We start from the raw sequence: 25,872 nt of genomic DNA, 5'->3' as shown, positions 1-25,872 counted from the left end.
CAACGACCATCGAGGATTCGAGACGAGGAAGAAGCCACCTTGCACGCCTTTCGCATGGCTGCAGGACCCTGGCCTCAATCTCGTTTCCGGACCAAAATGATTCCGTCCCCTTGCCGGATTTGAGCCGCATTGTGACCCAGGTCACGGCCAAAGATCGTTTCTGCGGGGGCGCAATCCGGGGGTTCTCATGTCCGGTCATATGCGATCTTGCATCACCGCCTTTGTCCTTCTCGCAGGTCTTCCGACTTCGCCTGCGTCTTCGAATCCTCTTGCAGACTTGTTCAATGTCTCTCCTCCCCAGCCGGCCCCTGAGCCTGCTTCCGCGGAAAAGGAAAGGGAGTGCTTGCCGCGACCCGGTACGTCGACGGCGGAGGGGCAGCGCTGGGTCTATCGTTCTGAGGGGCGCCGCAAGTGCTGGTTCCAGGCTGCCGAGGGGACCGCGACGGTGAAGCAGGTTCGCCATCGCGACGCGAAGCCTCGGGTCGCGGCTGTCGAGGAGAATGAGGCCGCGCGGCGCAAGACGGTCATGGATGCGCGTGCGGAGCTGGTGCGCTCCGCACCAGCGGAAACGTCTCAGCCGACGCAGCCCGCGCCCGAGCATAAAGTGGTCGATGCCGCTTCGCTCCCGACTGCGGGGGCCGCAGCCTTCGTGCCGCCGGCACCGGTCGCCAACCGCGCGACCGATCAGCTCACGCTTGACCAACCCACATCGCGCCAGCTCGACCCGGAGACGCTTCTGGCAGCCGCGCCAGCCGCCAGCGACGCTGTTGCCGCCTCCGTGCCTCCTGCCGCGCCGGTCGCCTTTCCGAACGCCGAGGCGGCCGATGACGGCCGCGGCTGGATGGCAACCTGGCTTGGCGTGCTGCTGATGGCGCTGGGCCTCGTCTCCATCTTGGGCTCGAGCCGGACCCTCCGGGAAGCCATGCTGTTTGCGCGATTTGATGCGAGGACGAGTCGGCGCGTAATGGAGTCGGGAGCGCCAGTTCGAAGGCGGACGAGTGACCTCCTGTCTACGCCAACAAGCACACCATTTCAGAGATAAGCCGGAGCGCCCCTACCACGAGCGCAAATGCCGGCATTGCCCGTTGTCCATGACTGCACATGGCAGAGCCGGAATGATGTGCAGGTTCGTGCCGGTCGCGGCGGAGCCCGGCACGGTGGCAAGTCGGTTCAATTGTGCGACTGGGCTATGGGGCCGGCGCTCTCGCGAGGGTTGGAGGCGACTTGTGGCAGGGCAAGGGTGAAGGCATCGACCAGCCGACGTCGCCAAGGTTGCGTTAGCATCGATAGCTTCCCCTCGAGCAGAGCTGCCCTTTCCCGGGCTCCCACGCTTTCGGTGCTGACTTTGAGCAGTTCGGCCAGGAGCTTGTTGGTGCGTTCGCATTCTCTTTCAAAGTCGGCCCGATGGCCGCCGGCAATCACCTTCATCTCTGCCAGCTCAGCCTGCAGGGTTTCAATTTGTTGCTTTAAGGCGGTGACCAGTTGGTGACCGGCCTGCGCTTGCGGCTGACGGGATATTGGGGAATGGCTGAATTCGCTGAGATCGACCTGGACAAGCGTCTTGCCGTCGTTGGAGCGTGAGCGCGGCCATCGATGTCGTTTCACCAGAGCACGGGCGGCTTCTGGGGAAATTTTGAGCCTTTCGCCCAGCTCGGCATACGTCAGCATCTCGACGGGCATGATATTCGCTCCCGTTTGGCCGGACGGTCACCACCCGGACACAGCAAATAGTATCAATCTATGGTTAAGGATTGGTTTACCGTGAATGGGAGCGCTGACGGCGTACCCCGGATGAAGCGCGGCGCAATCCGGGAAAGTCTCGCCAGCGGATAAGCTGTCCCGGGTTGCGCGGAGCCTGTCATCACCGTGCGAGCGCAATTGCGCTCGTCGCGGGCGCGCATTCGCGCGACCCGTTGGCTCCACCCGGGCTACAGGCTCACGGCACTAGCCGCCGTTACCGTTCTCATCCTCGCCGATATGCTCGACCGACACCACGTGCTCGTCGTCGGCGGTATCGAACACGATGACGCCTTGCGTCGAACGGCCGGCGATCCGGATGTCCTCGACCGGGCAGCGGATCAACTGGCCCTTGTCGGTCACCAACATGATCTGATCGCTGTGCTCGACCGGGAATGACGCCACCAGCTTGCCGTTGCGGTTGTTGACGCTCATCGCGACGATGCCTTTGCCGCCGCGGCCGGTGGTGCGGTATTCGTAGGACGAGGTGCGCTTGCCGTAGCCATTGACGGAGACCGTCAGCACCACCTGCTCCTGCGCCGACATTTCCGCGTAGCGCTCCTGCGAGAGCTGCAGCGAACCCGACGTTTCCTCGCCCTCGGCGTCAACAGGTTCTTCCGCCGCGGTTTCGCCGGCGACCGCACGGCGCATCTTGAAGTAAGCCGATCGCTCGTCGGAGGTGGTCTCGACATGGCGCAGGATCGCCAGCGAGATCAGCTTGTCATTCGCCGCGAGCGCAATGCCGCGCACGCCCATCGAGGTGCGGCCGGTGAAAACGCGCACGTCGGCGACGGGGAAGCGGATGCACTGGCCGCCTGCCGCCGTCAGCAGCACGTCGTCGTGCTCGGTGCAGATCTGCACGTCGACGATTGCCTCGCCCTCCCCGAGCTTCATGGCGATGATGCCGGAGCGGCGGACATCGACGAAGTCGGACAGCTTGTTGCGGCGGACGGTGCCGCCGGTGGTGGCGAACATCACGTCGAAATTGCCCCAGGAGGATTCATCCTCCGGCAGCGGCATGATGGTGGTGATGCGCTCGCCCTGCTCCAGCGGCAGGATGTTGATCAGCGCCTTGCCGCGCGCATTGGGCGCGGCCACCGGCAGCCGCCAGACCTTTTCCTTGTAGACCTGGCCGCGCGACGAGAAGAACAAGACCGGCGTATGGGTCGAAGCCACGAACAGCCGACTCACAAAGTCCTCGTCGCGGGTCTGCATGCCAGCGCGGCCCTTGCCGCCGCGCCGCTGCGCCCGATAGGTCGAGAGCGGCACACGCTTGACATAGCCGGCGTGCGAGACCGTGACCACCATGTCCTCGCGCTGGATCAGGTCCTCGTCCTCGACCTCGCCCTCCTGCTCGAGGATCACGGTCCTGCGCGGGTTGGCGAACTCGTCCTTCACCGCGCCGAGTTCGGTCTTGATGATGGCCTGAACGCGGGCCCGCGAGCGCAGGATGTCGAGGTAATCGGCAATTTCCACGGCGAGCTTGTCGAGATCTTGCGAAATCTCATCCCGGCCGAGCGCCGTCAGGCGCTGCAGGCGCAGGTCGAGAATCGCCTTGGCCTGCTCCAGCGACAGCCGCGCGGTGCCGTCGGGCGCCATCCGGTGCCGGGGATCGTCGATCAGCGTGATCATCGCTTCGACATCCCGCGCCGGCCAGTCGCGCGACATCAAGATATCGCGCGCGGTGTTCGGATCGGGCGAAGTTCTGATAACGCGAATGATCTCGTCGATATTGGCGACCGCAATCGCAAGGCCGACCAGGATATGGGCGCGGTCGCGGGCCTTGTTGAGCAGGAACTTGGTGCGGCGGGTGACCACCTGTTCGCGGAACGCGATGAACAGCGTCAGCAAGTCCTTCAGGTTCATCACCTGCGGACGGCCGCCATCGAGCGCCACCATGTTGGCCGGAAAATTCGTCTGCAGCGGCGTAAACCGATAGAGCTGGTTCAGCACCACGTCGGGCACGGCGTCGCGCTTCAACTCTACGACGACACGGAAACCGTCACGGTCGGATTCGTCGCGCAGGTCGGAAATGCCCTCGATCTTCTTCTCGCGCACCAGCTCGGCGATGCGCTCGACCATGGTGGCCTTGTTCACCTGGTAGGGAATCTCGGTGACGATGATTGCTTCGCGATCCTTGCGGATGGTGTCGATCGTCACCTTGCCGCGCATCACGATCGAGCCGCGGCCAAGGTGATAGGCCGAGCGGATGCCCTGGCGTCCCAGGATGATGCCGCCGGTCGGGAAATCCGGACCCGGCACGATGTTGATGAGGTCGTCGATCGTAAGCGCCGGATTGTCGACCAGCGCCACGCAGGCGTCGATGACTTCCCCGAGATTGTGCGGCGGGATATTGGTCGCCATGCCAACGGCGATACCGCCGGCGCCGTTGACCAGAAGGTTGGGAAACTTGGCCGGCAGCACCGTCGGTTCGCGGTCGCGGCCGTCGTAATTGGCCTGAAAATCGACGGTGTCCTTGTCGATATCGTCGAGCAACGTCTGCGCGATCTTGGTCAGCCGGGATTCGGTGTAGCGCATGGCCGCCGCCGTATCGCCGTCCACCGAGCCGAAATTGCCCTGTCCGTCGATCAGGCGCTCGCGCATGGAGAAATCCTGCGCGAGGCGCACCAGCGCGTCATAGACCGACTGGTCGCCGTGGGGATGGTATTTGCCGATGACGTCGCCGACCGTACGCGCCGACTTGTTGTACGATTTGTTCCACTCGAAGCCGTTCTCGTGCATCGCGTAGAGAATGCGGCGATGCACAGGCTTGAGCCCGTCGCGCGCATCCGGCAGCGCGCGTGCCACGATCACGCTCATGGCGTAATCGAGGTAGGAGCGCTTCATCTCGTCGAGGATGGAAACGGGACGAATATCGGAAGGCTCCGGCGGCTCGCCGGGCTTGTTATCTTCGGGGTCAGACAAAGGGGGAATCCGGTCAGTTCTCAGCTGAGAATCATATAGCGCATCGGGGGTCCGATCACCACCCCGAAGCGCGCTGGAGACGACGTTTTTCCGCTCGTTTTTTCATGGACTTATCGGATTAGCGGCGCCTTCCATGGGGCTCGCCGGAGCGGATGTTTTCCTGCCCGAAAAGAGGCGCTGGAACCGTAACTCCTGCATCGGCCTACTGGCCGAAAAATACCGCGTGCATGATCCGTCCCGGCAGCAGGGTGAACAGGCCGGCGATCACCAATCCTCCCGTGAAAATGCCGATCATCGTCTTGCGGTGACGGCTGACCTTGTGCCGGCGAGCGCTGAGCACGGCGATCGGAAGCAGGACCAGGACCATGATCGACAGCAGATGGATCGGGCTCCAGGGGCCCAGCAGTCTGATCTCATGGATCCAGAACGAGCTGGCGGCGACGACCACCATCAGGCCGACCCAGATCCAGCCGATCGTCCGGTGCGGCAGCGTCCCCTTCGGGGCAGCGAACTGCACGATGCCAAGCGCGAACGCCGCCATGGCCGCAAAGGCATGAACCGATATCAGGGGGCCGGCATCCAGCAGCGGCGTGAGGCTCATGCTGGGCGCTTTCCGAATCTCGACCGCGGCTTCAGGCGGCGCCGCCGCCTCAGAACGGGATGTCGTCGTCCATGTCGCTGTTGCGGGCGCCGGCCGCCACGGCCCGCCGCGGTGCCGAACTGACCGGACCACCGGAGCCGAAATCGCCGGAATCATCGGAGCCGAAGCTGCCGCCCCCGCCGCCGCTACGCCCGTCGAGCATGGTCAGGGTTGAGTTGAAGCCCTGCAGCACGACCTCGGTCGAGTATTTCTCGACGCCGCTCTGGTCGGTCCATTTGCGGGTCTGCAGCGCGCCTTCGATGTAAACCTTGGCGCCCTTCTTCAGATATTGCTCGGCGACCTTGCAGAGCCCCTCATTGAAGATCACCACGCGGTGCCACTCGGTCTTTTCCTTGCGTTCGCCGGTCGCCTTGTCGCGCCAGGTTTCCGAGGTCGCGATGCTCAGATTGGCGATCGGCCGCCCGTCCTGTGTCCGCCGGATTTCAGGATCCTTGCCGAGGTTGCCGACCAGAATCACCTTGTTCACGCTTCCCGCCATCGCCGCTCTCCACTCGATATTGCCGGCAACAATTACTGGCAAAAATTACTGGTCGGACCCGCTTTCGTGCCGGCCGCCTTCATTTCTTGACCTGTCGCTTGTCCGTTTCTGCGCGTCCGCTCCCGGACATCCGGACCCTATACACTGACTGGCCCCGCTGACTTGGCGATCCCTCGGCAAGCCGCCGGTTATCCACATATAGCATCGCCTACGCGCGTGTTCCAGCTTTGTTCCTAATAACGCCTTGTGTGCCCTGCTGGCAGTCTTGCAATCTCTAGGCGAGTTCCGGGAACTCACGGGGGAACCGAAATAAGCGAAATGGAACCCGAAAGTTCCCACCTCGGTTCCAATTATACCAGATAAATCATAAGCTTCGTTCCATATACTTGGCTGGCGACTGTTGCATTTGGGAGACGCCATTTCCGCGCGAGTCGAGCTATAGAGTTGTGCAACGGCGCGGGTGCTCGCGTCTCATCCGAGAACGCTGCGTCTCAACCGAGAACGCTTCGGGGACCAACGGAAGCGGACAAAACCTGGGGATAGATCATGAAGAAGTATCTGTTAGCTACAGTTGCTCTCATCGCGTTCGCCGCACCTGCGGCGGCGGCCGACCTCGCTGCGCGCCCTTACACCAAGGCGCCGCCGCCTCCGGTTGCCGCCGTGTATGACTGGAGCGGCTTCTACATCGGCGCCAACGGCGGCTGGGGTTCGGCCAACAAGTGCTGGGATCTCACCGCCGACGTCTTGGGTCCTTTCGTTCCGCCCCTGGCCGAGGGCTGCCATGACGCAACGGGCGCCACGGCCGGCGGTCAGATCGGTTATCGCTGGCAGGCCGGCACCTGGGTGTTCGGTCTGGAAGGGCAAGGCAACTGGGCTGACTTCGAGGGCTCCAACACAAGTCTGGGCTTTTTCACCCCCCTCAGCACCATCGAGAACGAGTCGAGGATCAATGCGTTCGGACTGATCACCGGTCAGGTCGGCTATGCCTGGAACAACGTCCTGCTCTACGTAAAGGGCGGCGCGGCCGTGACCGGCGAAAAGTACAGGGGTATCGAAACCGCGACCGGGTTTCTTGTCGACAGCGCCAAGGAAACGCGCTGGGGCGGCGTCGTTGGTGCCGGCCTCGAAGTCGGCTTCGCCCCGAACTGGTCGGTTGGTGTCGAGTACAACCACCTGTTCATGGGTGACCGCGACGTCGACTTTGCCGCGTCCGGCAACTTTATCGGTGCGCCGACCGGCTCGTTCTCAAGGACTTCTCGCATCGAGCAGGACGTGGATCTCGTCACCGTCCGCCTCAACTACAGGTTCGGCGGCCCGGTCATCGCGAGGTACTGATCTCAACGCCAGCGCGGGACTACGGAAAGGCCGGCTTCACGCCGGCCTTTTTGTTTGGTTGTAGGTCGGCGCCACGGCACCCGCTGCGGTTGTATCGCGCATGTTTTTGCCGCGGATGTGGTTTTTCGGCGACAGCAATCTGCGATGACTTCACGCTATATGGAACCGCAACGTCAAATCGACGGCCGAGGAAGTTACAGTTGAGTGCCGCGAAAGGAAAAAAGAACGTGAAGAAGATTTTGCTGACAACGTCCGCTTTGATCGCGCTTGGGATGGCCCCCGCGGCCGCTGCGGATCTCGCTGCGCGTCCTTACACCAAGGCGCCCCCGATGATCGCCGCGGTGTATGACTGGAGCGGATTCTACATCGGCGTGAACGGCGGCTATGGAACGAGCCGCAACTGCTGGACCAACACCGCGATCCTCGGCGTTCCGGTGGCACCGACTGCCGAAGGTTGCCATGACGCAGATGGCGGCACGGTCGGTGGTCAGATCGGTTATCGCTGGCAAGCCGGCAACTGGGTGTTCGGCCTCGAAGCGCAGGGCAACTGGGCCGACTTCAACGGTTCGAACATCATTGTGCCGCTCGCCAGCAACCGCACCAAGATCGACGCCTTCGGCCTGTTCACCGGCCAGGTCGGCTACGCCGCCAACAACGTCCTGTTCTACGTCAAGGGCGGCGCTGCGGTGACCAACAACCGCCATGAAGGCGTGATCGCCGGCATCGTGATCGATCGCGCCGAGGAGACCCGCTGGGGTGGCTCGGTTGGCGCCGGCGTGGAATATGCCTTCGCTCCGAACTGGTCGTTCGGCGTCGAGTATAACCACCTGTTCATGGGTACCCAGAACTACAACTTCCGTGGCGCCGGTGTGCTCGCGGGCCTCAACACCCGCAACGATGACATCAAGCAGGACGCTGACATCGTCACAGCGCGCATCAACTACCGCTTCGGCGGCCCGGCCATCGCGAAGTACTGATTTCGGCGTCACCTAAGTTCCCAAGATTGAGAAAAGGCCGGCCTTGCGCCGGCCTTTTTTTGTGCTGACTTGCTGACGGCTGCTGCCAAAAATATCTCGGCGCAAACAATCCGTTGATGGCTTGCGCACAGCACTGGAAATCCTCGCCCGTTCTTCCTATGTTCCAGCATTCTTTTAATCGGCGCCTGATCCCGGCTCTCGCGGGCAATGCGCGCCTAACGCGGCGCGCGATCTGCGCGCCTGGAAATGCCGATATGGATGAAGTGCTAAGGGCGAAGCGCCAACAACCCGCCGGCTCTGCATTGCGCGCGATAACCATCCGCGGCGCGCGCGAGCACAATCTCAAGAATGTCGACCTCGAGATTCCCCGCGACAAGCTGGTCGTGTTCACCGGCCTCTCCGGCTCCGGCAAATCCTCACTCGCCTTCGACACCATCTACGCCGAGGGACAGCGCCGCTACGTCGAATCGCTCTCGGCTTACGCGCGCCAGTTCCTGGAGATGATGCAGAAGCCTGACGTCGACCAGATCGACGGCTTATCTCCTGCGATCTCGATCGAGCAGAAGACCACCTCAAAAAATCCGCGCTCCACGGTCGGCACCGTGACCGAGATCTACGACTACATGCGCCTGCTGTGGGCGCGCGTCGGCGTGCCCTATTCGCCTGCTACCGGCCTGCCGATCGAAAGCCAGATCGTATCGCAGATGGTCGATCGCGTGCTGGCGCTCCCCGAGGGCACGCGGCTCTATCTGCTCGCGCCGGTCGTGCGCGGCCGCAAGGGCGAATACAGGAAGGAGCTTGCCGAATGGCTCAAGAAGGGCTTTCAGCGCGTCAAGATCGACGGCACCTTCTATGAGCTTTCGGATGCGCCTACCCTCGACAAGAAATTCCCGCACGACATCGACGTGGTGGTCGACCGCATCGTGGTCCGCCCCGACCTCGGCCAGCGCCTCGCCGAAAGCTTTGAGACCGCGCTGAAGCTCGCCGAGGGCCTGGCGGTGATCGAATACGCCGACGCGCCGGCAGGCGCTGCGGAAGAGAAAAAGTCCGACAAGAAGACCGCCAAGATTCACGACAAGAGCGGGCCCGAACGGATTCTGTTTTCGGAAAAATTCGCCTGCCCGGTTTCCGGCTTCACGATTCCCGAGATCGAGCCGCGGCTGTTCTCGTTCAACAACCCCTATGGCGCCTGCCCGGCCTGCGGCGGTCTCGGCGTCGAGCAGCACATCGACGAGGATCTCGTTATCCCCGACAAGGAGCTGACGCTGCGCAAGGGCGCGATCGCGCCCTGGGCCAAATCGTCCTCGCCCTATTACATCCAGACGCTGACCGCGCTCGGCAAGTTCTACAAGTTCACGCTCGACACCAAGTGGAAGGACCTGCCGAAGAAGACGCAGGCAGCCCTGCTGCACGGCTCCGGCGACGACGAGATCAAGTTCTCCTATGAGGACGGGGTGCGCTCCTACGACACCAAGAAGCCGTTCGAAGGCGTCATCACCAATCTCGAGCGCCGCTACCGCGAGACCGAGAGCGAATGGGCGCGCGAGGAGCTGGCAAAATATTTCTCCGACATCCCCTGCGCGGGCTGTAACGGCCATCGCCTCAAGCCCGAGGCCTTGTGCGTCAAGATCGGCGGCAAGCATATCGGCGAAATTTCCGAACTCTCGGTGAAGCGCGCCGGCGAATGGTTCGAGAGCGTGCCTGCCGCGCTCAACGCGCAGCAGAACGAGATCGCCGCGCGCGTGTTGAAGGAGATCCGGGAGCGGCTGTCCTTCCTGCTCGACGTCGGCCTGAATTACCTGACGCTGTCCCGCTCTTCGGGCACATTGAGTGGCGGCGAAAGCCAGCGCATCCGCCTGGCCTCGCAGATCGGCTCGGGGCTGACGGGCGTGCTCTATGTGCTGGACGAGCCCTCGATCGGACTGCACCAGCGCGACAATGCGCGGCTATTGGAGACGCTGAAGCGGCTGCGCGACCTCGGCAATACCGTGATCGTGGTGGAGCATGACGAGGACGCTATTCGGCTGGCCGATTACGTGCTCGACATCGGCCCCGGCGCCGGCATGCATGGCGGCCACATCGTGGCGCAGGGCACGCCCGCCGAGGTCATGAAGAACCCGAAGTCGCTGACCGGGAAATATCTCACCGGTGAATTGTCGGTCGCGATCCCCGAGCGCCGGCCGCCGAACCATCGCCGCACCATCAAGGTCGTCAACGCCCGCGGCAATAACCTCAAGAACGTCTCGGCGGAAATCCCGCTCGGGCTGTTCACCTGCGTGACGGGAGTCTCCGGCGGCGGCAAGTCGACGCTGTTGATCGATACGCTCTACAAGGCGATCGCCCGCAAGCTGAACAATGCCAGCGAAGGCGCCGCGCCCCACGACCGCATCGAGGGGCTGGAGCATATCGACAAGATCATCGACATCGACCAGTCGCCGATCGGCCGCACTCCGCGCTCGAACCCCGCGACCTATACCGGCGCATTCACGCCGATCCGCGAATGGTTCGCCGGCCTGCCCGAAGCCAAGGCGCGCGGCTACGAGCCCGGCCGCTTCTCCTTCAACGTCAAGGGTGGCCGCTGCGAGGCCTGCCAGGGCGACGGCGTCATCAAGATCGAGATGCACTTTTTGCCCGACGTCTACGTCACCTGCGACACCTGCAAGGGCAAGCGCTACAATCGCGAGACGCTCGAAGTCCTGTTCAAGGGCAAGAGCATCGCCGACGTGCTCGACATGACCGTCGAGGAAGCCGCCGACTTCTTCAAGGCGGTGCCGCGCGTCCGCGAGACGTTCAAGACGCTGCACCGCGTCGGTTTGGATTACATTCACGTCGGCCAGCAGGCGACGACGCTATCGGGCGGCGAAGCCCAGCGCGTCAAATTGGCAAAAGAGCTGTCGAAGCGCGCCACTGGCCGCACGCTTTACATCCTGGACGAGCCGACCACCGGCCTGCATTTCCACGACGTCGCAAAGCTGCTCGAAGTGCTCCACGAGTTGGTCGCCCAGGGCAACACGGTGGTCGTGATCGAGCACAACCTCGAAGTCATCAAGACCGCCGACTGGGTCATCGACCTCGGCCCCGAAGGCGGCGACGGCGGCGGCGAAATCGTCGCCTGGGGTCCGCCGGAGGACATCGTCAAAGCGCCGCGGAGCTACACGGGGAAGTTTCTGGCCCCGGTGCTGAAGAAGGCGGAAGGGAAGCCGCGGAAGAGCAGCAGCGCGAGCGAGGCGGCGGAGTAATATACCCATTCGTGAGTTGATAAAAGCGCGTCTTGGATATTTGGTCGATAGATAGATCGAGAGGTCTCACGTGATTGGAGAGACCGGAGCGGGCAGCGCGTAGGATGGGTAGAGCGCAGCGAAAACCCATCATCTTGCGACAGCGGCGATGGGTATCGCTTCGCTCCACCCATCCTACGCACCTGGCGGTGTAGTATAGGCGCGTCGCCACCCCGCATCGCACTCGCGAACGATCGTCTACACCGTCCAATAATGCGGGTGCGGATACGACCGCGAGCGGTCGCCCCAGTCGAAGGCGTCTTCATCGAACTCGGACGGGCCGGCGCGCAGGTCCTCCAGCGTTAGGTCGACCACGAAGGCCTGACGCGCGGGATCGAACCTGAGTGCGTCCCACCGCACGGGATGATGGTGGTGGCTGGCGAGCAGCCCGCCGGTTTTTATCACGGCATACGCGACCGTTCCGGTCACCTTTTCCAGCATCAGTCGCTCGATCGTCCCGAGTTTTGTGCCGTCTTGCCCGTAGACGCTCGCGCGCTCGACGCGGTCACTGGGCACCAGGGTATGAGGCATGGCGTCCTCCCTGTTTTTCTTTGCTTCTCCGGCATTATAGCACGAACGAGCCCGGCATGCGCGGGCGTCAGGTCGTCGCGGTGCTGATCCAGGCTGTAGGATGGGTGGAGCGAAGCGATACCCATCAATACTGGTTGTGAGGCCGATGGGTATCGCTTCGCTCCACCCATCCTACGGACCTACGGTTCCTGCGCTCCTTTGCCGGTTACCGCCGCAAGAACGTCCCGAACGCCCGCGGCCCATCGCCGACCTTGATCTCGTCTGTCACCTTGAGCTCGATGGCGTCAATCACGCTGATCGAGTTGCTCTCCCAGTTCGCCACGATGATGCGCCTGCCGTCCGCCGTCGCCGCGATCCCTTCCGGGTAATCGCCCACAGTGATGCGCTTGACCGGCGCCAGCGTCGACAGATCGAACACGCTGACGGTGCCGTCATACTGGTCGGTGACGAAGCCGCGCCCTTGCGCGAGTGCGACCGCATAGGGGCGCAAGCCCGTCTTCACGCGCCCGATCTCGCGCTTATCCGCGACATCGATGACCGAGACGTCGTTCGATCCGACATTGGCGGTATAGGCGCGGCGGCCCTCGGCATCGATGGTAATGCCAAACGGGCGCTCCCCGACCTTGATCGTGGCCCGCCGCTCGCGCGTCGCGGTGTCGATGACGGACACGCTATCGGCGTCGCGGTCCGCCGACAGCAGGAGCCGCCCGTCCGGCGTCACTGCGAGGCCCGACGGCGAGGCCCCGACCGCGATATCGGCGACCACGCGCTGCGCTTTCGGATCGATCACCCGCACCGCCGCGGCGTACCAGTCGGCTACATAGACGTAGGCGCCATCCGGCGCCACCGCGACACCGAGCGGACCACCGCCGACGTCGATCTTGCCTAAGACCCGGCGGGCGGCGGCATCGATCACCGTAAGCGCCTTGGTGTCGGGGCTTGTCACATAAGCGAAGCGTCCGTCCGGCGTGACGGCGACGCCCGCGGGCTTGCCAGCAATTGCGATGGTCGCGACCGGTCGCGCAGTTGCGAGGTCCACGACCGACAGGTTTTCGCTGAGCTGATTGGTGACGAATGCTTCCTCGGCCGAGGCTTGCCCGACCCAGCCTTCCTCAGCCAAAGCCGTTGCGATGCCGGCGACGAGCGCCGCCAGAGCGGTGGCCCGCACGTTCAGCTTCCGCTCTCGACCTTCTTCTTCAGCGCCTCGAGGCCCGCGCGATAAAGTCCGCTCACCGCTTTCACAGCGGCCTCGTCACTCAGCTCCGGCGGCGGATCATTGTTGGGATAGCCGCGATAGAACGCGCCGGCCCACTCCAGGCTGCTGCCCTTGCCGTCGGCGCTGGGGGTCACCGTCAGGGTGGACGAATAGTTGGTGACCGGGAGCACCTTCACATCCACGGCCGTGATCCGGTACGAATAGCTCATCTTCTCCGCGTCGTATTTGTAGAGCTCCTCATCGACGGTCACTCCATCAGCCAGCGTCAACCGCCGCGTGGCCTCGATCGCGTTGCCTTTGTCACCATTGGTCTTGCTGACCGGCGGCAACCAGCTCATGTCCTGGAAATTGCCGATCACGGCCCACACTTTCGCCGGCGGCGCGTTGATCTCAATCGATTCCCTTACCTTCTGGCGGGTCGGCCCATGCGCCCAGGCTGCCCCTATCACTGCCAGCGCCGCCACCACGGCTCCCACCCTCGCGAGCGTCGTCCTCATGTCGCTTCCTCACTGTCTCTTGTTGGCCCGCGCTAGCCGCGCAGTTGCGTTATCGTAACGCATTTTCAGACCAAAGGAGGCTGGTTTGTGGCGCCGCCGCGACAAGCGGCGTTGTGTCAGGACGGCGAGCGCCCCGTCGGGCCAGTAACGTAGGATGGGTGGAGCGAAGCGATACCCATCAATTGTTGCCGCGCAAACGGTCGGTTTCGCTTCGCTCTACCCACCCTACATGCTCACTCCTCCATCGCCGCTTCCACAAATCCCTTCGGGTCCTCGCAAAACTCCCGCATGACCCTGTAGTGGTCGGTGTCCTTCACCGTCACCGGCTCCAGTCCGTATTTCGTCAGCCGCAGCAGCCGCGCGTTGGGGTACGCCATCAGCATCGGCGAGTGCGTGGCCATGATGATCTGACAATGGCCGATATTCTCCATCCGCCGCATCAGCTTCAAGAACTCGATCTGGCGCGCGGGCGACAGGGCGGATTCCGGTTCGTCGAAGATAAAGATGCCCTGCTTCTGGCAACGCTCCTCGAAGAAACGCAAAAACCCTTCACCGTGGGAATGGGACAGGAAGTCCGGCGGAGGGCCTCCTCCCATTGGATATTTCTGGGCCATCTCGTCCAAGTATCGGGCAACCGAGAAAAAGCTTTCGGCGCGGAAAAACCAGCCATTGGTGATTTTGGGTAGCCAGCTCGCCCGCAACGCGTTGGACAATTGCCCACCCATTTTTTCCAACGCCCATGAGTGGTCGACCGTCATGTACCCCTTGCCGCCGCCGGCTTCGTCATAGCCGGCGAGCACGGCGATACCCTCGAGCAAGGTGGATTTGCCGGTGCCATTCTCGCCGACGATGATCGTGATCGCCTTATCAAAGCTCAGCTCAAAATCGTCGCGCAGCAGCGGAAGGCAGAACGGATAGGCCTCGCGGTTGGTGATCCGCGATGGCTCGAGCCAGATGCGTTTGAGATATGGCGCCGGCAGGTTGATCGGGCGGTTGCGTCTGGAAGCCATAGGCTCGGGTCCCGGGGAAACAAAGTCGTTCGTTACAGTTATACAGGGAATGCCGTGCAATCCTAGATGGCACAGCCGTCCAATGCCAAGCGCCACCTACACCCTCTTCCGCAACGCCATCCTTTGCGAACAGCAGGTCGTCTGCCTCTATGACGGCCGCGTCCGCGAACTATGCCCGCATATTATCGGCACTAACAAAAACGGCGAAGAGGTCGTGCTGGCCTGGCAGTTCGCCGGCGAAAGCTCGGGCCCGCTACCGCAATGGCGCTGCCTGAAGCTGGCGAACGTCGGAAATGCCCGCACGCGCGATGGGCGCTGGCACGAAGGCCGCTCGCATCGCACGACGCAGACCTGCGTCAGCGAGATAGATCTCGACATCAATGTTCACGTTCGTAAGCGCAGGTGACACAATCGCTGCAGTGGTAGGATGCGACTTGTCCGCCGTAGCGCGCAGGGGCTTCCAGGGTTCTGATCGCCAATCCGACCGCCATGTCGGACCTCATCCTGAGGAGCTTGCGCAGCAAGCGTCTCGAAGGATGAATGGCACCAGCGGGGCCGCATGGTTCGAGACGGCGCTGCGCGCCTCCTCACCATGAGGGTCTAATGGTTGGTACGGCACTGCGGGCTGATTTGCTTTGCACGCAAGCGTACCGTCATTGCGAGCGCAGCGAAGCAATCCATTGTCACGGATGTCCGCACTACGTGAGCATAACAATCCTGATCGAACAAACGCCCTCGCCTCTCTCGAACATCGAGCACTCATTCCACTCCACACGTCGCCGCGATGCTGTCGAAATAGCAACCTGCTCGCGCCAATGGGCGGTCGCGTTTGGGTCCAATTTTTGCCGGCATGCGCAACGTATGGTTAACCTGCAAGCGGTCGTTCTCACATCCGCACAAACGTCGCTTGCAGACGGCTCTCGAAGGGCGCGTTCGCGCCCGCTTCCACAAACGATACGTCACCATGCCGGTGCGATCGGTTCGCTATCGAGCCCGCAGGGGGTTATACGAATGTTCAACTTTAGGGGACAAAATATGAAACGACTACTTCTAGCTGGTGTGGCCCTCTCGGTCGCGAGCGCGGCCTCGGCCGCCGACCTTCGGGCGCGGCCCTATCCCAAGGCCGCCGCCCCGGCGACGGTGGTTGCGGCGTACAATTGGTCCGGCTTCTATATCGGCGCGATGGGCGGCTATGGCTGGGGAAGCGGCGATAGCGATGCCAGCGGCGGTTTTGGTGGCGGCACGGTCGGCTACAACTGGCAGCTCCCCGGCAGCCAGTTCGTATTCGGCGTCGAAGTCGACGCCGCCGGCGCCAGCATCAAGGAAAGCGTAACCGGGGACGTCGGTGGTGGAGTCCTGGGCACGGCGGATTCCAAGATCAACTCATTCGGAAGCGTGACCGGCCGTGCCGGCTTCGCGATCGATGCGGCGCTTCTCTACGCCAAGGGCGGCTACGCCTGGGCCAACCACAAAGTCTCCGCTTCAGTGCCAGCGCTAGGCCTAGCGTCTTCGGATAGCCAGACTCATTCCGGCTATACGATCGGCGGCGGCCTCGAATATTTGTTCACGCCGAACTGGTCGGCCAAGGCCGAGTACATGTACACCAGCCTCGGCGGCGAGACCTATACTGTGTTGGGCGTCCCGGTGGATTCCGGCAACATCGACTTCCACACCATCAAGGTCGGGGTGAACTATCACTTCCGTTGAGACGGGAATGTAGTCGCGTAGTTGCTGCGTAGGGTGGGCAAAGCGTAGCGTGCCCACCATTCAGCATGACGCTCTTCGAGAGATGGTGGGCACGGCGCTAACGCGCTTTTGCCCACCCTACGGCAGACGTCACACCACCTCGATCACCAGTTCCATCGTCATCAGCACCGGATTGTCGCCGCGCATCAGCCGGCCCTCGGCGATGCCGCCGAGATAATCGACCAGCGCGATATCGAGCTCTGCGTGCAGCGTGCCGTCAGCGCCGGGCGCCACAGTGCCGGCCTTGATCGCAAGCTCGGTCGCAAACGGCACGACGGTTCGGCCATCGGTGAAATGCGCGCCGATGGTGGAGCCGACGCCGCCGTGAATCCGCGCGCGCAAAATTCCGTGCTGCCGGCAGAAGGTTTCCAGCGCCGCGGCAAAATCCTGATTCGGCCGCAGCCGCATCGCGAACGCGCGGCTCTCGGCTTTGACATTCGTGCCGGGGCGCACCACCGGCCCAAACAATTTGAAATTGGTCTCGGGATCGTGCTCGGCCACAAACATCGCGCCGTCGATGCCGAATGCTTCTACCGCGAACGATTCGGCGACGATGCTCTCCTCGGGAAGAATGTGGCCGCCGTGCAGATGTCCGTCGGTCTCGGTCCACAGCCCGTGGCAATGGAAGAACGGCGCGCCGTCGCGCTCGCCCAGCGTCATTGCGCCAAGCTTCAGCCGCGTCAGGCCGGCCGGGCGAAAGGTGTCGCTGTAGAACGCTGCATTGGCACCGGTCTTCGACAGTGCCGGCATCACATAGGCAAAGGGCCCAAGCGCCCCTCCCCGCATGCTCAGCACGCCGCCTGAAAAGCCGGCTTCGGCAAAACCGCGGCGCGCGGCCTCCAAGAGCGGCAGGCCGGCGGCAAGCGTGAATGAAAACGCCCGGCCCCGCGCCTCGACCCATTGGATGCGCTCGGGCGCAGGCAGCCCGGGCTGCGCGACGCTGCGCATCGCCTCAGCTACCCGTCTTGGATATGAGCTCAAGCAACCCTCGCGCTTCCAGTTCATCGCGGACCAGCCGCTTCGGAATCTTGCCGTAGCCGGATTTCGGCAGCGCCTCCCAGAAGAAGAAGCGCTTCGGCATCTTGTAGCGCGGCACCTTCGGCGCGAGGAACGCGGCCAACTCCGCCTCGCTCACGGCCGCTGCGCCCTCGCGCGCAACGCAGACGGCGACGCCGACTTCGCCCCAGAACGGGTCGGGCACGCCGAGGACGGCGACCTCGCCGATCGCGGGATGGGTGAGGATCTTCTCCTCGACCTCGCGCGGATAGATGTTGGAGCCGCCGGAGATATACATGTCCGACGCGCGCCCGGTGATGTAGACAAAACCTTCCTCGTCCATGTGGCCGAGATCGCCGGTACGAAACCAGCCGTCACGAAACGCCTTCGCATTGGCCTCGGGGTTATCGTAATAGCCGGCGAACACGGCGGGACCGATCACGCAGATCTCGCCGGTCTCGAAAGCTTTAAGCTCGCGCCCGTCATCGCCCTGGATCGAGACCTGCATGCCCGTACGCTCGAAGCCGCAGGTGCCGATGCGGGCCTGCGGACCGTCCTCGGGGTCGTGCAGGCTGGCCGGCATCACCGTGATGTTGCCGGTGACCTCGCCGAGCCCGAAATACTGCACCAGCACCGGGCCGAGCTTGGCGAGCGCCGCCTTCTGGTCCTCGCGATACATCGGCGCGCCGGCATAGATCACGAAGCGCAGCGAGGAATGGTCGTATTTGTCGACGGCGGGATGCTCGACCATCATCTTCAAAATGGTCGGCACCGTGAACATGTTGCTGACGCGATGCGCCTCGATCAGCCGGAACGCTTCGGCGATGTCGAATTTTTCCGAGGGCAGCAGAATGGTCGGCACGCCGCGCGCGGCCTGCACGAGTTGGTGCACGCCGGCGCCATGCGACAGCGGCGCGACCACCAGCGAGGCATCGGTCTCCGTCGTGCCCGGCATCAGGTCGGCGAGATGATTTGTCACCACAAAGGCCATCTGGCCATGGGTAAGAACCGCCGCCTTGGAGCGGCCGGTGGTACCGGAGGTGAAGAAGAACCAGCAGGGATCGTCGTAATCGACCGCTGCGTTGTCGACCCTGGCGCCGGGCTGCGACGCGATCACGTCACTCACGGCTCGTTCGCCAAAGGTCCCCTCGCCGATCCGCCAGATGAATTCCAGCGCGGGGTTGGCGGCCGCCATGGCGTGTTCGAGGAAATCGCCATGGCACAAAAACGCCTTCGCGCCGGAGGCGGTGGCGAGATAGGCGACCTCGTCCGGCATCAGGCGGAAATTGGTCGGCACCCAGACCGCGCCGAGGCGGAAAGCCGCGAACATCGACCAGAACATCTCGTCGCAATTTTTGGAATGAACGAGGATGCGGTCGCCCTTGACGACGCCGCGCGCGGCGAGGCCTGCGGCCAGTGCCGACACGGCGCTGTCGATCTCGCGCCAGGACCAGGATCTGTCACCCCAGATGAAGCCCGTGCGGTCGCCGTGGCGGCGGGCATTCTGTGTCAGCATATGCGCCAGATTCATCACCCGGCGCGACATCCGCGCCAGCCCGCCCGGCGGGTTGGCGGTGGTCTCGGCCCCAGTCATTGGAAGGCCACCGAAGCAGGGCGCCGCAGTCCGCGCCAATCAGCGGTTACGCATCGCAACACAGACATCAAACACCTCATTCGAACGATAACAGAAAGCCGGGCGGCTGATAGCCCGCTGGCAGCTCCACATTTCAGCATGATCCAGCCAAGCGCTTACGTCCATAACCCGGCTTAACGACTTGAGGAACAATGATTACCCGCCGAAAAGCTGATCGTGTTGGGCATTTCAGGCCTGCTTGCCCTCACCTTCCCGCACGCGGCATTGCTCGCAGGATCCGGATGTAGAATCATTCAAGGGGGCTAATGAAAAGCAGGAGACTGACAACAAGGCGTTCATCGCCGTTACGATCGATAGCCACCAGTGGCCGCCGACGAAACCGGCCGATCGGATCATTCGCTATGAATTCGTGCGCGAGGCAGGCGGATGGACGATCGACGAAATCAAGGGTGCCGTCGACAGCGAAGCGCGGTCGCTTCGCGCCGTAATCCCCGCCTTCCTCAAATGTTAGCCTTCCTTAGAAGCGGTGGCCTGCCGATCCGGCAAGACCGGCAGGCCAGCATCGTGAACTACTGCGGATGGTTGGCCAACTCCTGATCGCTCAAGCGCCAGTCCTGCCAGAGCTGAAGCGCACCCAGGAGGACGACGATGCCACCAAGGGCGATGTGCCAGGCCCGAAGCATGTCGTCGCCGGCGTAGCCGAGAATGAACGGCGAAGCCGCCAGCCAGAGTCCGAGCGCGATCTCGCCGACCTCCTCCCAGCGCTGCAGTGCGACATATTCGAGCTGGGCCAGACCGAACACCAGCATGCCGATCACGAACGTGTTGAGGATCATGGTACTGCGCTCGGCGTCCATAACGTCGTGGCTGGAGAAAGGAAACCACGGCGATATCACGATCAGCACGCCAAGCAGCATGCCGAACCAGTCCTCCCATGTGCGATGTTTACTGAAGAAACCAAAGCCCGACATTGTAAACCTCCCCTTGAAAAGAGGCATACGTCGGCGGCCGCGATCACAGCACTTCCGATATCGAACCAGACCCGGCCGCTTCGGCGGCGTATGTCATTCAAAAGACGTAGGAACCCCGCAACCCGTTGCAAGGCCCGCCTGCAAAGATCTTGCGAGCGCGAACACGCGTCCCGGCCTATTGCGCCGCACCAAGCCGCTGCAGGCTCTCGCTCGCGGTGCGCAGGCCAGGACTAATCTCCAGCGCCTTGCGGAAATCGGCGATCGCGCCCGCCTTGTCGCCGAGCCGCATCTTGGCCTGGCCACGATTGTTCCAGGAATAGGCATCGGCCGGATCGTATTGCAGCGCCTTGTCGTAGTCGGCCACGCCGCCTTTGATGTCATCCTGATAGAGCCGGATCATGCCGCGATTGCGCCAGCCGCGCGCATCAGTCGGCGCGAGCCGGATTACCTCGCTGTAGTCGGCCGCGGCGCGGCCGAGTTGCTCGCTGTCGCGATAGACATTGCCGCGGTTGATATAAGCGAGCACATCCGGCTTCAGCTTGATCTCCATGGTGTAATCCGCCACCGCACGGGCCATGTCGCGCTTGCGGTGATAGGCATAGCCGCGATTGCCGTAGGCGATAGCGAGCGACGGATTGTGCTTGATGGCGGCGCTGAAATCGGCGATCGCGCGGTCGAGGTCACCCTTGTTGAACCAGGCATCGCCGCGGTTGTTGTAGGCCAGCGCGAAGGCCGGATCGATGCGGATCGCTTCGTCGTAATCGGCAATCGCGCGTTCGAGATCACGCTTGAAGGCGTAGACGCGGCCGCGGTTGGTGAGCGCACAGGCTGAAGTCGGATCGAGCCGGATTGACTCGTTGAGATCGGAAAGCGCGGCGTCGAGCTGCCGCTTCTCGGTCAGCCCGTGGCCGCGAAAGCAATAGGCGGCGGCAAGCCTGCTGCCGCTTTCGCGTTTGGCGTCGATGACAGCGCTACAGGCGGCCACCTTCTCGTCCGGCGGCGTGGTCATGGCGATGCAGGCTTGCAAGCCCGGGTCGCCTTCGGCGAACGCGGCAGGCGGTTGCGTTGATATCACCGCGGTGCCCAGTAATGCAGCGGTTAGGCAGGTCATAACACGCATATCAGCCAATCCCGAGCGAGCCAGTTTCCCCTTCGTCGCCGGATTGCATCGGCGGGTTCATGTCCCTAGATGAGAGCATCAATCATCCGGGAATCGCCGTATGGCTGTCGTCCGCGACAACAAGAATCAAAACCGCTTCGAGCTCGACGTCGACGGCGCTGTGGCGTTTGCGAATTATCGGGTCACGCCATCGGCGGTCATCATCACCCATACCGAAACGCCCCGCGCCCTTCGCGGCCGCGGCATCGCTTCCGAGCTGGTCAGGGGTGCGCTTGAGCTGATCCGCGCCGACGGTCGCAAGGTCATCGCCGGCTGCGGCTTTGTCGTGGACTATCTGCGCAGAAACCCAGAATTTGCCGATCTGGGCGCGGTGACGCAATGCACCTTCGCAAATCGCGGTCGTCCCTGCGAAGGGACCCATACTCCGTGCAGTTAATGATTGTGCTCGATCAAAGATAACGTGGGCGATACTCTCGCCTGTCATTGCCTTCCGTGGCTCTGGGCCCCTGCTTTCGCAGGGGCGACGGCGGTGGATGTGGTACTCTCAAACGATCCGTATCGACATATCCGGCAGGCCTTCGAGCTTGCACAGGATCACGTCCCCCTTCACGACCGGGCCGACATTTTCCGGCGTGCCCGAATAGATGATGTCGCCCGCCTTGAGTTCGAAGGCTTGCGAAAGCTTGGCGATCTGCTCGGCCACGTTCCAGATCATATTGCGCAGGTCGGAGTTCTGCTTGATCGTGCCATTCACGGCGAGCGAGATCGCGCCCTTGGTGAAGTGTCCGGTCTTGGCTGCGGGATGAATCGGCCCGAGCACGGCGGAGCGATCAAAGCTCTTGCCGATCTCCCATGGCTTCTTCTCGTCCCCCATCGCGCGCTGCAGATCGCGTCGCGTCATGTCGAGTCCAAGCGCGTAGCCATAGACGTGATCGAGCGCCTGCTCGGGCGGGATGTTGGTGCCGCCCGATTTCAGCGCCGCCACCAGTTCGACCTCGTAATGATAGTTCTTGGTAAGCGACGGATAAGGATGATCGGCGACTGTGCCGATGGCCACGTTCTGGATCGCGTCGGTCGGCTTTTGAAAGAAGAACGGCGGCTCGCGATTGGGATCAGACCCCATTTCGCGGGCATGCGCGGCATAGTTGCGCCCGATGCAATAGATCCGGCGCACCGGAAACACATCGGTCTCACCCACGATCGGGATCGTCGCCGTGCCAACCGGAAAAATCGATTTCGGGTCGGCCTGCGCTGCGGCCGTGCCGCCTTGCACGGCCGTACCGGCCAGCGCCAGCGCGCCTGTTGCCAGAATGGTCCTGCGATCGACACTGCTCATTGGCGTTCTCCCTGTTTTGTTTTGCGAGTCTTGTTGTCCGCCGTATCTACAGCCTTTTCGCCGTGAAGTGGATACCGTTTGTGCGCGGCTGCATTGCGACCGCACCAAAGAAAGAAGGCCCGCGTCGCCGCAGGCCTTCGCATGTGTGAGCCGAGTGAAGCGTCAGTGCTTGATATCAGGCGGCAGTTTGCCGCCATTGGCGGCCAGCTTGGCCATGACCTGCTTGTGCAGCCAGATGTTCATGCTTGCGGAATCGTTGCTGTCGCCGGTATAGCCGAGCTCCTTCGCGAGATCCTTGCGCGCGGCGAAGCTGGAATCGATGTCGAGCGCCTTCATCAGGTCGACGATCGAGGTACGCCACGCAAGCTTCTCGCCCTTGGCGGCCACAGCTTTGTCCAGGATCGGCGCGACGTCGACAGTCGCCGCGGCCGGTGCAGCGGCCCCGCCGGACGATCCGGCCTCCGCGGCAGCGCCGCCGCCAGCCGGCGCTGCGTCTGCCTTGGTGCCGAAGATCGCGCTCATGATTTTTCCGAAAATGCTCATCGTTTGCTCCCAATGACTTGAGGATGGGGTGAGTCTTGGCGGCACTGTTTGACCGGCAGCACCACGCCGGGATCGTGTACAACTCTAGCGAGCCAGATAAAACTTGCCAATGAAACATTCACCGAAGCGTGAGTGCGATTGTCGCTGTTTGAGAGTACGCTCCAAGAACAGTTCGCGGCATGGCCAGTTCCACCACCCTGTCTTCGCGTCTGGCCCGATCGTGATCTTTTTTGGAAATGGCACGTTTGCGTCTTTCGATCGGCGCAAAATGCGACCGCCGAAAGGGAGACAGCGACCATGGCCACTTCTTATCAAGGCAATTCTTATCAAGGCAATGTCACATCACTGACGCAAAGCGGGCGAGACGCCGCGGCTGCGCCAGTCATCCGAACCATCGGCTTTGCCGAACTCGGCAGCGCGCTGCGACGCGGCTGGGAGGATTTCAAGGCCGTGCCAAGCCATGCCATCATCCTGTGCGTGATCTATCCCGTACTCGGACTGGTGCTGGCACGCGCCGTCCTCGGCTATTCCGTCATACCGCTGTTGTTTCCGCTGGCCGCGGGCTTCGCCCTGATCGGTCCGTTTGCTGCGCTTGGCCTCTATGAAATGAGCCGCCGCCGCGAGCGTGGTGAACAGGCAAGCGCATGGGATGCGCTGGAGGTGCTGCGTTCGCCGTCATTCGGCGCGATGCTCGGGCTCGGCGTCCTTCTATTCGCGCTGTTCGTGACCTGGGTGGCCACCGCGCAGGCGATCTACATCGCCGCGTTCGGCTATGCGGGCGTGACCGGCATTTCCGATTTCGCTACTCGCGTGCTGACGACGTCGCAAGGCTGGTGGCTGATCGTGGTCGGCTGCGGCGTCGGCTTCGTGTTCGCCCTCGTCGCGCTTTGCATCAGCGTGGTCTCCTTCCCGCTGATGCTGGACCGTCATGCCGGCGCCGGCGATGCGATGGTGACCTCGCTGCGCGCGGTCGCACGCAATCCCGTGCCGATGGCGGCCTGGGGGTTGATCGTCGCGGTGCTGCTGGTCGCGGGAACGTTGCCGTTCTTCGTCGGCCTCGCCGTCGTCATCCCGCTGCTCGGGCATGCCACCTGGCATCTTTATCGGGCAACGATCGAACCGGAACTCAATCCGCAGCCGCTTCCGCCCCGTGCACACCGCGAGCGCAAGCCTGCCGCCGATTTTCCGGCCAATCTGTTCCCCTGGCGGCGCAAAGATAGCGCATAGGCCTGCACGGAAGCCGGTCGATCACGCCGCCGGTCGACCCGACCGGCGGCGGGGCTGTTCACCGCTCACTAACGATGAATTGAGCATCTTCAACGAAAAGTCGGTCACGGTAGCCACATAAGCCTTGTTTTGGCCGATCTTGCTTCGAACATTCGGCATGACGTTGACACTAACGTTGATGACGCATCGATCGTGGAGTGAACGGCACGATGATCTCTCGCCCCTCTCTGCGCGCTCTGACCCTGGGCGCTCTGTTGCTGACTTCTGCGGCGCCCGCCCTCGCCGCACCTTGCGGCGCGGGCCCGTTCGAAGCATGGCTGGAGGACTTCAAGAAGGAAGCGGCCTCCAAAGGAATATCGACGTCCGCCATTCAGGCTGGCTTGACCGGCGTCACGCTCGACAAGAGCGTGCTGGCCCGCGACCAATCGCAAAAGGTCTTCAGCCAGAGTTTTGAGGAATTCTCCGGCCGCATGATTCCGCCCCGGCTCACGCGCGGCTCCAACATGCTCAAGCAATACGGCTCCGTGCTCGGGCGCATCGAACAGGCCTATGGCGTACCTGGCGAAGTGCTGGTGGCAATCTGGGGCCTGGAAACCGATTTCGGCGTCAACATCGGAAAATTCGCGACGCTGCGCTCGCTGGCAACGCTGGCCTATGATTGCCGCCGCGCCGATATGTTCAAGGCCGAGTTGATGGACGCGCTGCGCATCGTCGAGCGCGGCGACATCGCGGCACAGGATTTGCGCGGCGCATGGGCTGGCGAAATCGGTCAAACCCAGTTCATGCCATCGTCCTACGTCAAGTTCGCGGTCGATTTCGACGGCAACGGCCGCCGCGATCTCTTGCGCAGCCCCCCGGATGTGCTGGCCTCGACCGCCAACTTCCTTGCCGGCCACGGCTGGCAGCGCGGCAAGGACTGGGAGCCCGGCAGCGCTAATTTTGCAGCGATCAAAGAATGGAACAAGAGCGAGGTCTATGCCAGGACCATCGCCCATTTCGCGACGCAGCTTTCGCGGGCGCCTTAGACCAGCAACCACTCAGGGCCGGCACAGCGGTCATCATCCCTCAGGTCTGCGCCTATGGATAGCTTCGTGCGAGCGTATCGTCACTCGTAAGAATGAATAAATGTTCATTCATAATCAATGCGCCACGTGCGATTCGCATAAGAAGATTCCAAAGAGCTCGCTTTGAAGGATATTTTTGTGCGCTGCACGCGCTCGCGGGCTCGCACTCGAGCCCTCCCGATCGCTATTTGGCGACGGGGGCGGTTAATTTGGAAATGACGGTAAGTCCCTAAATTTACGGTATTATATTCAATGGGCGAGACACCTGCCGGGCGTACGAGCCGACCGATCCTTCAGCCATACTGAAAAGTTAAGCGGTCCTTACCGTTGCCATGCGTTCTAGGATTAGCTGCATCGCAACATAAGAAGTTCCGCACTGCAAAAATCCAAGCTATATTCATTTCAACGGTGAGGCCATTCCTCCAAGGGCTGAACCGTAACTGCAAGGAGACTACCATGTTGCTCTCGCTCATCCGCATGATCCAGGCGTTCCGGGATTATCAGCGCAATGTCAGCGAACTGTCCCAGCTCAGCGATCGCGAACTGGCCGATATTGGCCTTGATCGTTCGGACATTCCGCGCGTTGCAGCGGGAACCCACAACGGCTGATCTTCGTTCAGCCGCGCCTGA

23 protein-coding genes and 1 pseudogene are annotated in these 25,872 nt (G+C 62.6%); 10 read left to right on the top strand and 14 right to left on the bottom strand.

The window, feature by feature from the left end; genetic code table 11:
- The first annotated feature begins 343 nt into the window (after positions 1 to 343).
- Positions 344 to 1,042, top strand: a complete 699-nt coding sequence (locus GWE18_RS35005) for a hypothetical protein (protein ID WP_275190226.1) — start codon at positions 344 to 346, stop codon at positions 1,040 to 1,042.
- A gap of 128 nt (positions 1,043 to 1,170) precedes the next feature.
- On the opposite strand, the gene GWE18_RS35000 is transcribed toward GWE18_RS35005, so the two are convergent.
- The 4 genes from GWE18_RS35000 to GWE18_RS34985 all read right to left on the bottom strand — a co-directional run bounded on the left by GWE18_RS35000 (position 1,171) and on the right by GWE18_RS34985 (position 5,801).
- Positions 1,171 to 1,680, bottom strand: coding sequence for a hypothetical protein (locus tag GWE18_RS35000; RefSeq protein WP_275190225.1), 510 nt, complete (start codon positions 1,678 to 1,680; stop codon positions 1,171 to 1,173).
- 264 nt (positions 1,681 to 1,944) lie between these two features.
- Positions 1,945 to 4,662: a DNA gyrase subunit A gene (gene gyrA, locus GWE18_RS34995; RefSeq protein ID WP_275190224.1), complete on the bottom strand. Its 2,718-nt coding sequence runs from the start codon at positions 4,660 to 4,662 to the stop codon at positions 1,945 to 1,947.
- Between the two features lie 202 nt (positions 4,663 to 4,864).
- Complete coding sequence (locus tag GWE18_RS34990) at positions 4,865 to 5,263, bottom strand: DUF2306 domain-containing protein (protein ID WP_275190223.1); 399 nt, start codon at positions 5,261 to 5,263, stop codon at positions 4,865 to 4,867.
- 49 nt (positions 5,264 to 5,312) lie between these two features.
- On the bottom strand, positions 5,313 to 5,801 hold the full coding sequence (locus tag GWE18_RS34985; RefSeq protein ID WP_057853414.1) for a single-stranded DNA-binding protein: 489 nt from the start codon (positions 5,799 to 5,801) through the stop codon (positions 5,313 to 5,315).
- Positions 5,802 to 6,347: 546 nt separating this feature from the next.
- On the opposite strand from GWE18_RS34985, the gene GWE18_RS34980 reads away from it, so the two are divergent.
- The 3 genes from GWE18_RS34980 to uvrA all read left to right on the top strand — a co-directional run bounded on the left by GWE18_RS34980 (position 6,348) and on the right by uvrA (position 11,352).
- The gene (locus GWE18_RS34980) at positions 6,348 to 7,136 is read left to right on the top strand and encodes an outer membrane beta-barrel protein (protein WP_275190222.1); all 789 of its coding nucleotides are present in this window, start codon (positions 6,348 to 6,350) and stop codon (positions 7,134 to 7,136) included.
- A gap of 227 nt (positions 7,137 to 7,363) precedes the next feature.
- Positions 7,364 to 8,113, top strand: a complete 750-nt coding sequence (locus GWE18_RS34975; RefSeq protein WP_275190221.1) for a porin family protein — start codon at positions 7,364 to 7,366, stop codon at positions 8,111 to 8,113.
- Between the two features lie 254 nt (positions 8,114 to 8,367).
- The gene (gene uvrA, locus GWE18_RS34970; protein ID WP_275190220.1) at positions 8,368 to 11,352 is read left to right on the top strand and encodes an excinuclease ABC subunit UvrA; all 2,985 of its coding nucleotides are present in this window, start codon (positions 8,368 to 8,370) and stop codon (positions 11,350 to 11,352) included.
- Between the two features lie 237 nt (positions 11,353 to 11,589).
- Here the strand turns inward: uvrA and GWE18_RS34965 are convergent, their stop codons facing one another.
- The 4 genes from GWE18_RS34965 to GWE18_RS34950 form a co-directional block, all read right to left on the bottom strand.
- Positions 11,590 to 11,922, bottom strand: coding sequence for a PRC-barrel domain-containing protein (locus tag GWE18_RS34965; protein WP_275190219.1), 333 nt, complete (start codon positions 11,920 to 11,922; stop codon positions 11,590 to 11,592).
- A 205-nt stretch (positions 11,923 to 12,127) separates the two neighbouring features.
- The gene (locus GWE18_RS34960; RefSeq protein WP_275190261.1) at positions 12,128 to 13,054 is read right to left on the bottom strand and encodes a cytochrome D1 domain-containing protein; all 927 of its coding nucleotides are present in this window, start codon (positions 13,052 to 13,054) and stop codon (positions 12,128 to 12,130) included.
- A gap of 38 nt (positions 13,055 to 13,092) precedes the next feature.
- The gene (locus tag GWE18_RS34955) at positions 13,093 to 13,635 is read right to left on the bottom strand and encodes an SRPBCC family protein (RefSeq protein ID WP_275190218.1); all 543 of its coding nucleotides are present in this window, start codon (positions 13,633 to 13,635) and stop codon (positions 13,093 to 13,095) included.
- Positions 13,636 to 13,868: 233 nt separating this feature from the next.
- On the bottom strand, positions 13,869 to 14,645 hold the full coding sequence (locus GWE18_RS34950; protein WP_275190260.1) for an AAA family ATPase: 777 nt from the start codon (positions 14,643 to 14,645) through the stop codon (positions 13,869 to 13,871).
- Positions 14,646 to 14,727: 82 nt separating this feature from the next.
- On the opposite strand from GWE18_RS34950, the gene GWE18_RS34945 reads away from it, so the two are divergent.
- Positions 14,728 to 15,051, top strand: coding sequence for a hypothetical protein (locus tag GWE18_RS34945; RefSeq protein WP_275190217.1), 324 nt, complete (start codon positions 14,728 to 14,730; stop codon positions 15,049 to 15,051).
- A gap of 629 nt (positions 15,052 to 15,680) precedes the next feature.
- Positions 15,681 to 16,352 carry an outer membrane beta-barrel protein gene (locus GWE18_RS34940; RefSeq protein WP_275190216.1) on the top strand — a complete coding sequence of 224 codons (672 nt, stop codon included), beginning with the start codon at positions 15,681 to 15,683 and terminating at the stop codon, positions 16,350 to 16,352.
- Positions 16,353 to 16,481: 129 nt separating this feature from the next.
- Here GWE18_RS34940 and GWE18_RS34935 read toward each other — a convergent pair whose 3' ends face one another.
- The 4 genes from GWE18_RS34935 to GWE18_RS34920 form a co-directional block, all read right to left on the bottom strand.
- Positions 16,482 to 17,339 (bottom strand): DUF296 domain-containing protein, encoded by an 858-nt coding sequence (locus tag GWE18_RS34935; RefSeq protein ID WP_275190259.1) that lies wholly within the window; start codon positions 17,337 to 17,339, stop codon positions 16,482 to 16,484.
- 4 nt (positions 17,340 to 17,343) lie between these two features.
- On the bottom strand, positions 17,344 to 18,981 hold the full coding sequence (locus tag GWE18_RS34930) for an acyl-CoA synthetase (protein ID WP_275190215.1): 1,638 nt from the start codon (positions 18,979 to 18,981) through the stop codon (positions 17,344 to 17,346).
- 569 nt (positions 18,982 to 19,550) lie between these two features.
- On the bottom strand, positions 19,551 to 19,952 hold the full coding sequence (locus GWE18_RS34925) for an SPW repeat protein (RefSeq protein ID WP_275190214.1): 402 nt from the start codon (positions 19,950 to 19,952) through the stop codon (positions 19,551 to 19,553).
- A gap of 175 nt (positions 19,953 to 20,127) precedes the next feature.
- On the bottom strand, positions 20,128 to 21,063 hold the full coding sequence (locus GWE18_RS34920) for a tetratricopeptide repeat protein (protein WP_275190213.1): 936 nt from the start codon (positions 21,061 to 21,063) through the stop codon (positions 20,128 to 20,130).
- 109 nt (positions 21,064 to 21,172) lie between these two features.
- On the opposite strand from GWE18_RS34920, the pseudogene GWE18_RS34915 reads away from it, so the two are divergent.
- Positions 21,173 to 21,442 (top strand): annotated as a pseudogene (locus GWE18_RS34915) (GNAT family N-acetyltransferase); the annotation flags it as partial.
- Positions 21,443 to 21,616: 174 nt separating this feature from the next.
- Here the strand turns inward: GWE18_RS34915 and GWE18_RS34910 are convergent.
- Complete coding sequence (locus tag GWE18_RS34910) at positions 21,617 to 22,408, bottom strand: fumarylacetoacetate hydrolase family protein (protein ID WP_275190212.1); 792 nt, start codon at positions 22,406 to 22,408, stop codon at positions 21,617 to 21,619.
- Between the two features lie 162 nt (positions 22,409 to 22,570).
- Positions 22,571 to 22,951, bottom strand: a complete 381-nt coding sequence (locus GWE18_RS34905; RefSeq protein WP_057855857.1) for a DUF3597 domain-containing protein — start codon at positions 22,949 to 22,951, stop codon at positions 22,571 to 22,573.
- A 297-nt stretch (positions 22,952 to 23,248) separates the two neighbouring features.
- On the opposite strand from GWE18_RS34905, the gene GWE18_RS34900 reads away from it, so the two are divergent.
- From GWE18_RS34900 to GWE18_RS34890, 3 genes are all read left to right on the top strand, one after another.
- Positions 23,249 to 24,178: a DUF2189 domain-containing protein gene (locus GWE18_RS34900; protein ID WP_275190211.1), complete on the top strand. Its 930-nt coding sequence runs from the start codon at positions 23,249 to 23,251 to the stop codon at positions 24,176 to 24,178.
- A gap of 209 nt (positions 24,179 to 24,387) precedes the next feature.
- Positions 24,388 to 25,203, top strand: coding sequence for a lytic murein transglycosylase (locus GWE18_RS34895; RefSeq protein WP_275190210.1), 816 nt, complete (start codon positions 24,388 to 24,390; stop codon positions 25,201 to 25,203).
- Positions 25,204 to 25,698: 495 nt separating this feature from the next.
- Positions 25,699 to 25,851, top strand: a complete 153-nt coding sequence (locus GWE18_RS34890) for a DUF1127 domain-containing protein (protein WP_275190209.1) — start codon at positions 25,699 to 25,701, stop codon at positions 25,849 to 25,851.
- Positions 25,852 to 25,872: the final 21 nt, after the last annotated feature.

It is taken from the genome of Bradyrhizobium sp. CSA112 (assembly GCF_029051645.1).
Taxonomy (GTDB): Bacteria; Pseudomonadota; Alphaproteobacteria; order Rhizobiales; family Xanthobacteraceae; genus Bradyrhizobium.
The sequence above is the reverse complement of the archived record's forward strand: the minus strand, read 5'-3'. Positions and strand labels throughout refer to the sequence as shown.

Excerpts from the sequence above, each read along its gene's own strand:
- GWE18_RS34940 (WP_275190216.1), top strand. The coding sequence starts at position 15,681 with ATGAAACGACTACTTCTAGCTGGTGTGGCCCTCTCGGTCGCGAGCGCG.
- uvrA (WP_275190220.1), top strand. The coding sequence starts at position 8,368 with ATGGATGAAGTGCTAAGGGCGAAGCGCCAACAACCCGCCGGCTCTGCA.
- GWE18_RS34990 (WP_275190223.1), bottom strand. The coding sequence starts at position 5,263 with ATGAGCCTCACGCCGCTGCTGGATGCCGGCCCCCTGATATCGGTTCAT.
- GWE18_RS34905 (WP_057855857.1), bottom strand. The coding sequence starts at position 22,951 with ATGAGCATTTTCGGAAAAATCATGAGCGCGATCTTCGGCACCAAGGCA.
- GWE18_RS34980 (WP_275190222.1), top strand. The coding sequence starts at position 6,348 with ATGAAGAAGTATCTGTTAGCTACAGTTGCTCTCATCGCGTTCGCCGCA.
- GWE18_RS34895 (WP_275190210.1), top strand. The coding sequence starts at position 24,388 with ATGATCTCTCGCCCCTCTCTGCGCGCTCTGACCCTGGGCGCTCTGTTG.
- GWE18_RS34985 (WP_057853414.1), bottom strand. The coding sequence starts at position 5,801 with ATGGCGGGAAGCGTGAACAAGGTGATTCTGGTCGGCAACCTCGGCAAG.
- GWE18_RS34930 (WP_275190215.1), bottom strand. The coding sequence starts at position 18,981 with ATGACTGGGGCCGAGACCACCGCCAACCCGCCGGGCGGGCTGGCGCGG.
- GWE18_RS35000 (WP_275190225.1), bottom strand. The coding sequence starts at position 1,680 with ATGCCCGTCGAGATGCTGACGTATGCCGAGCTGGGCGAAAGGCTCAAA.
- GWE18_RS34950 (WP_275190260.1), bottom strand. The coding sequence starts at position 14,645 with ATGGCTTCCAGACGCAACCGCCCGATCAACCTGCCGGCGCCATATCTC.
- GWE18_RS34900 (WP_275190211.1), top strand. The coding sequence starts at position 23,249 with ATGGCCACTTCTTATCAAGGCAATTCTTATCAAGGCAATGTCACATCA.
- GWE18_RS34925 (WP_275190214.1), bottom strand. The coding sequence starts at position 19,952 with ATGTCGGGCTTTGGTTTCTTCAGTAAACATCGCACATGGGAGGACTGG.
- GWE18_RS34890 (WP_275190209.1), top strand. The coding sequence starts at position 25,699 with ATGTTGCTCTCGCTCATCCGCATGATCCAGGCGTTCCGGGATTATCAG.
- GWE18_RS34910 (WP_275190212.1), bottom strand. The coding sequence starts at position 22,408 with ATGAGCAGTGTCGATCGCAGGACCATTCTGGCAACAGGCGCGCTGGCG.
- GWE18_RS34945 (WP_275190217.1), top strand. The coding sequence starts at position 14,728 with ATGCCAAGCGCCACCTACACCCTCTTCCGCAACGCCATCCTTTGCGAA.
- GWE18_RS34965 (WP_275190219.1), bottom strand. The coding sequence starts at position 11,922 with ATGCCTCATACCCTGGTGCCCAGTGACCGCGTCGAGCGCGCGAGCGTC.
- GWE18_RS34935 (WP_275190259.1), bottom strand. The coding sequence starts at position 17,339 with ATGCGCAGCGTCGCGCAGCCCGGGCTGCCTGCGCCCGAGCGCATCCAA.
- GWE18_RS34920 (WP_275190213.1), bottom strand. The coding sequence starts at position 21,063 with ATGACCTGCCTAACCGCTGCATTACTGGGCACCGCGGTGATATCAACG.
- GWE18_RS34955 (WP_275190218.1), bottom strand. The coding sequence starts at position 13,635 with ATGAGGACGACGCTCGCGAGGGTGGGAGCCGTGGTGGCGGCGCTGGCA.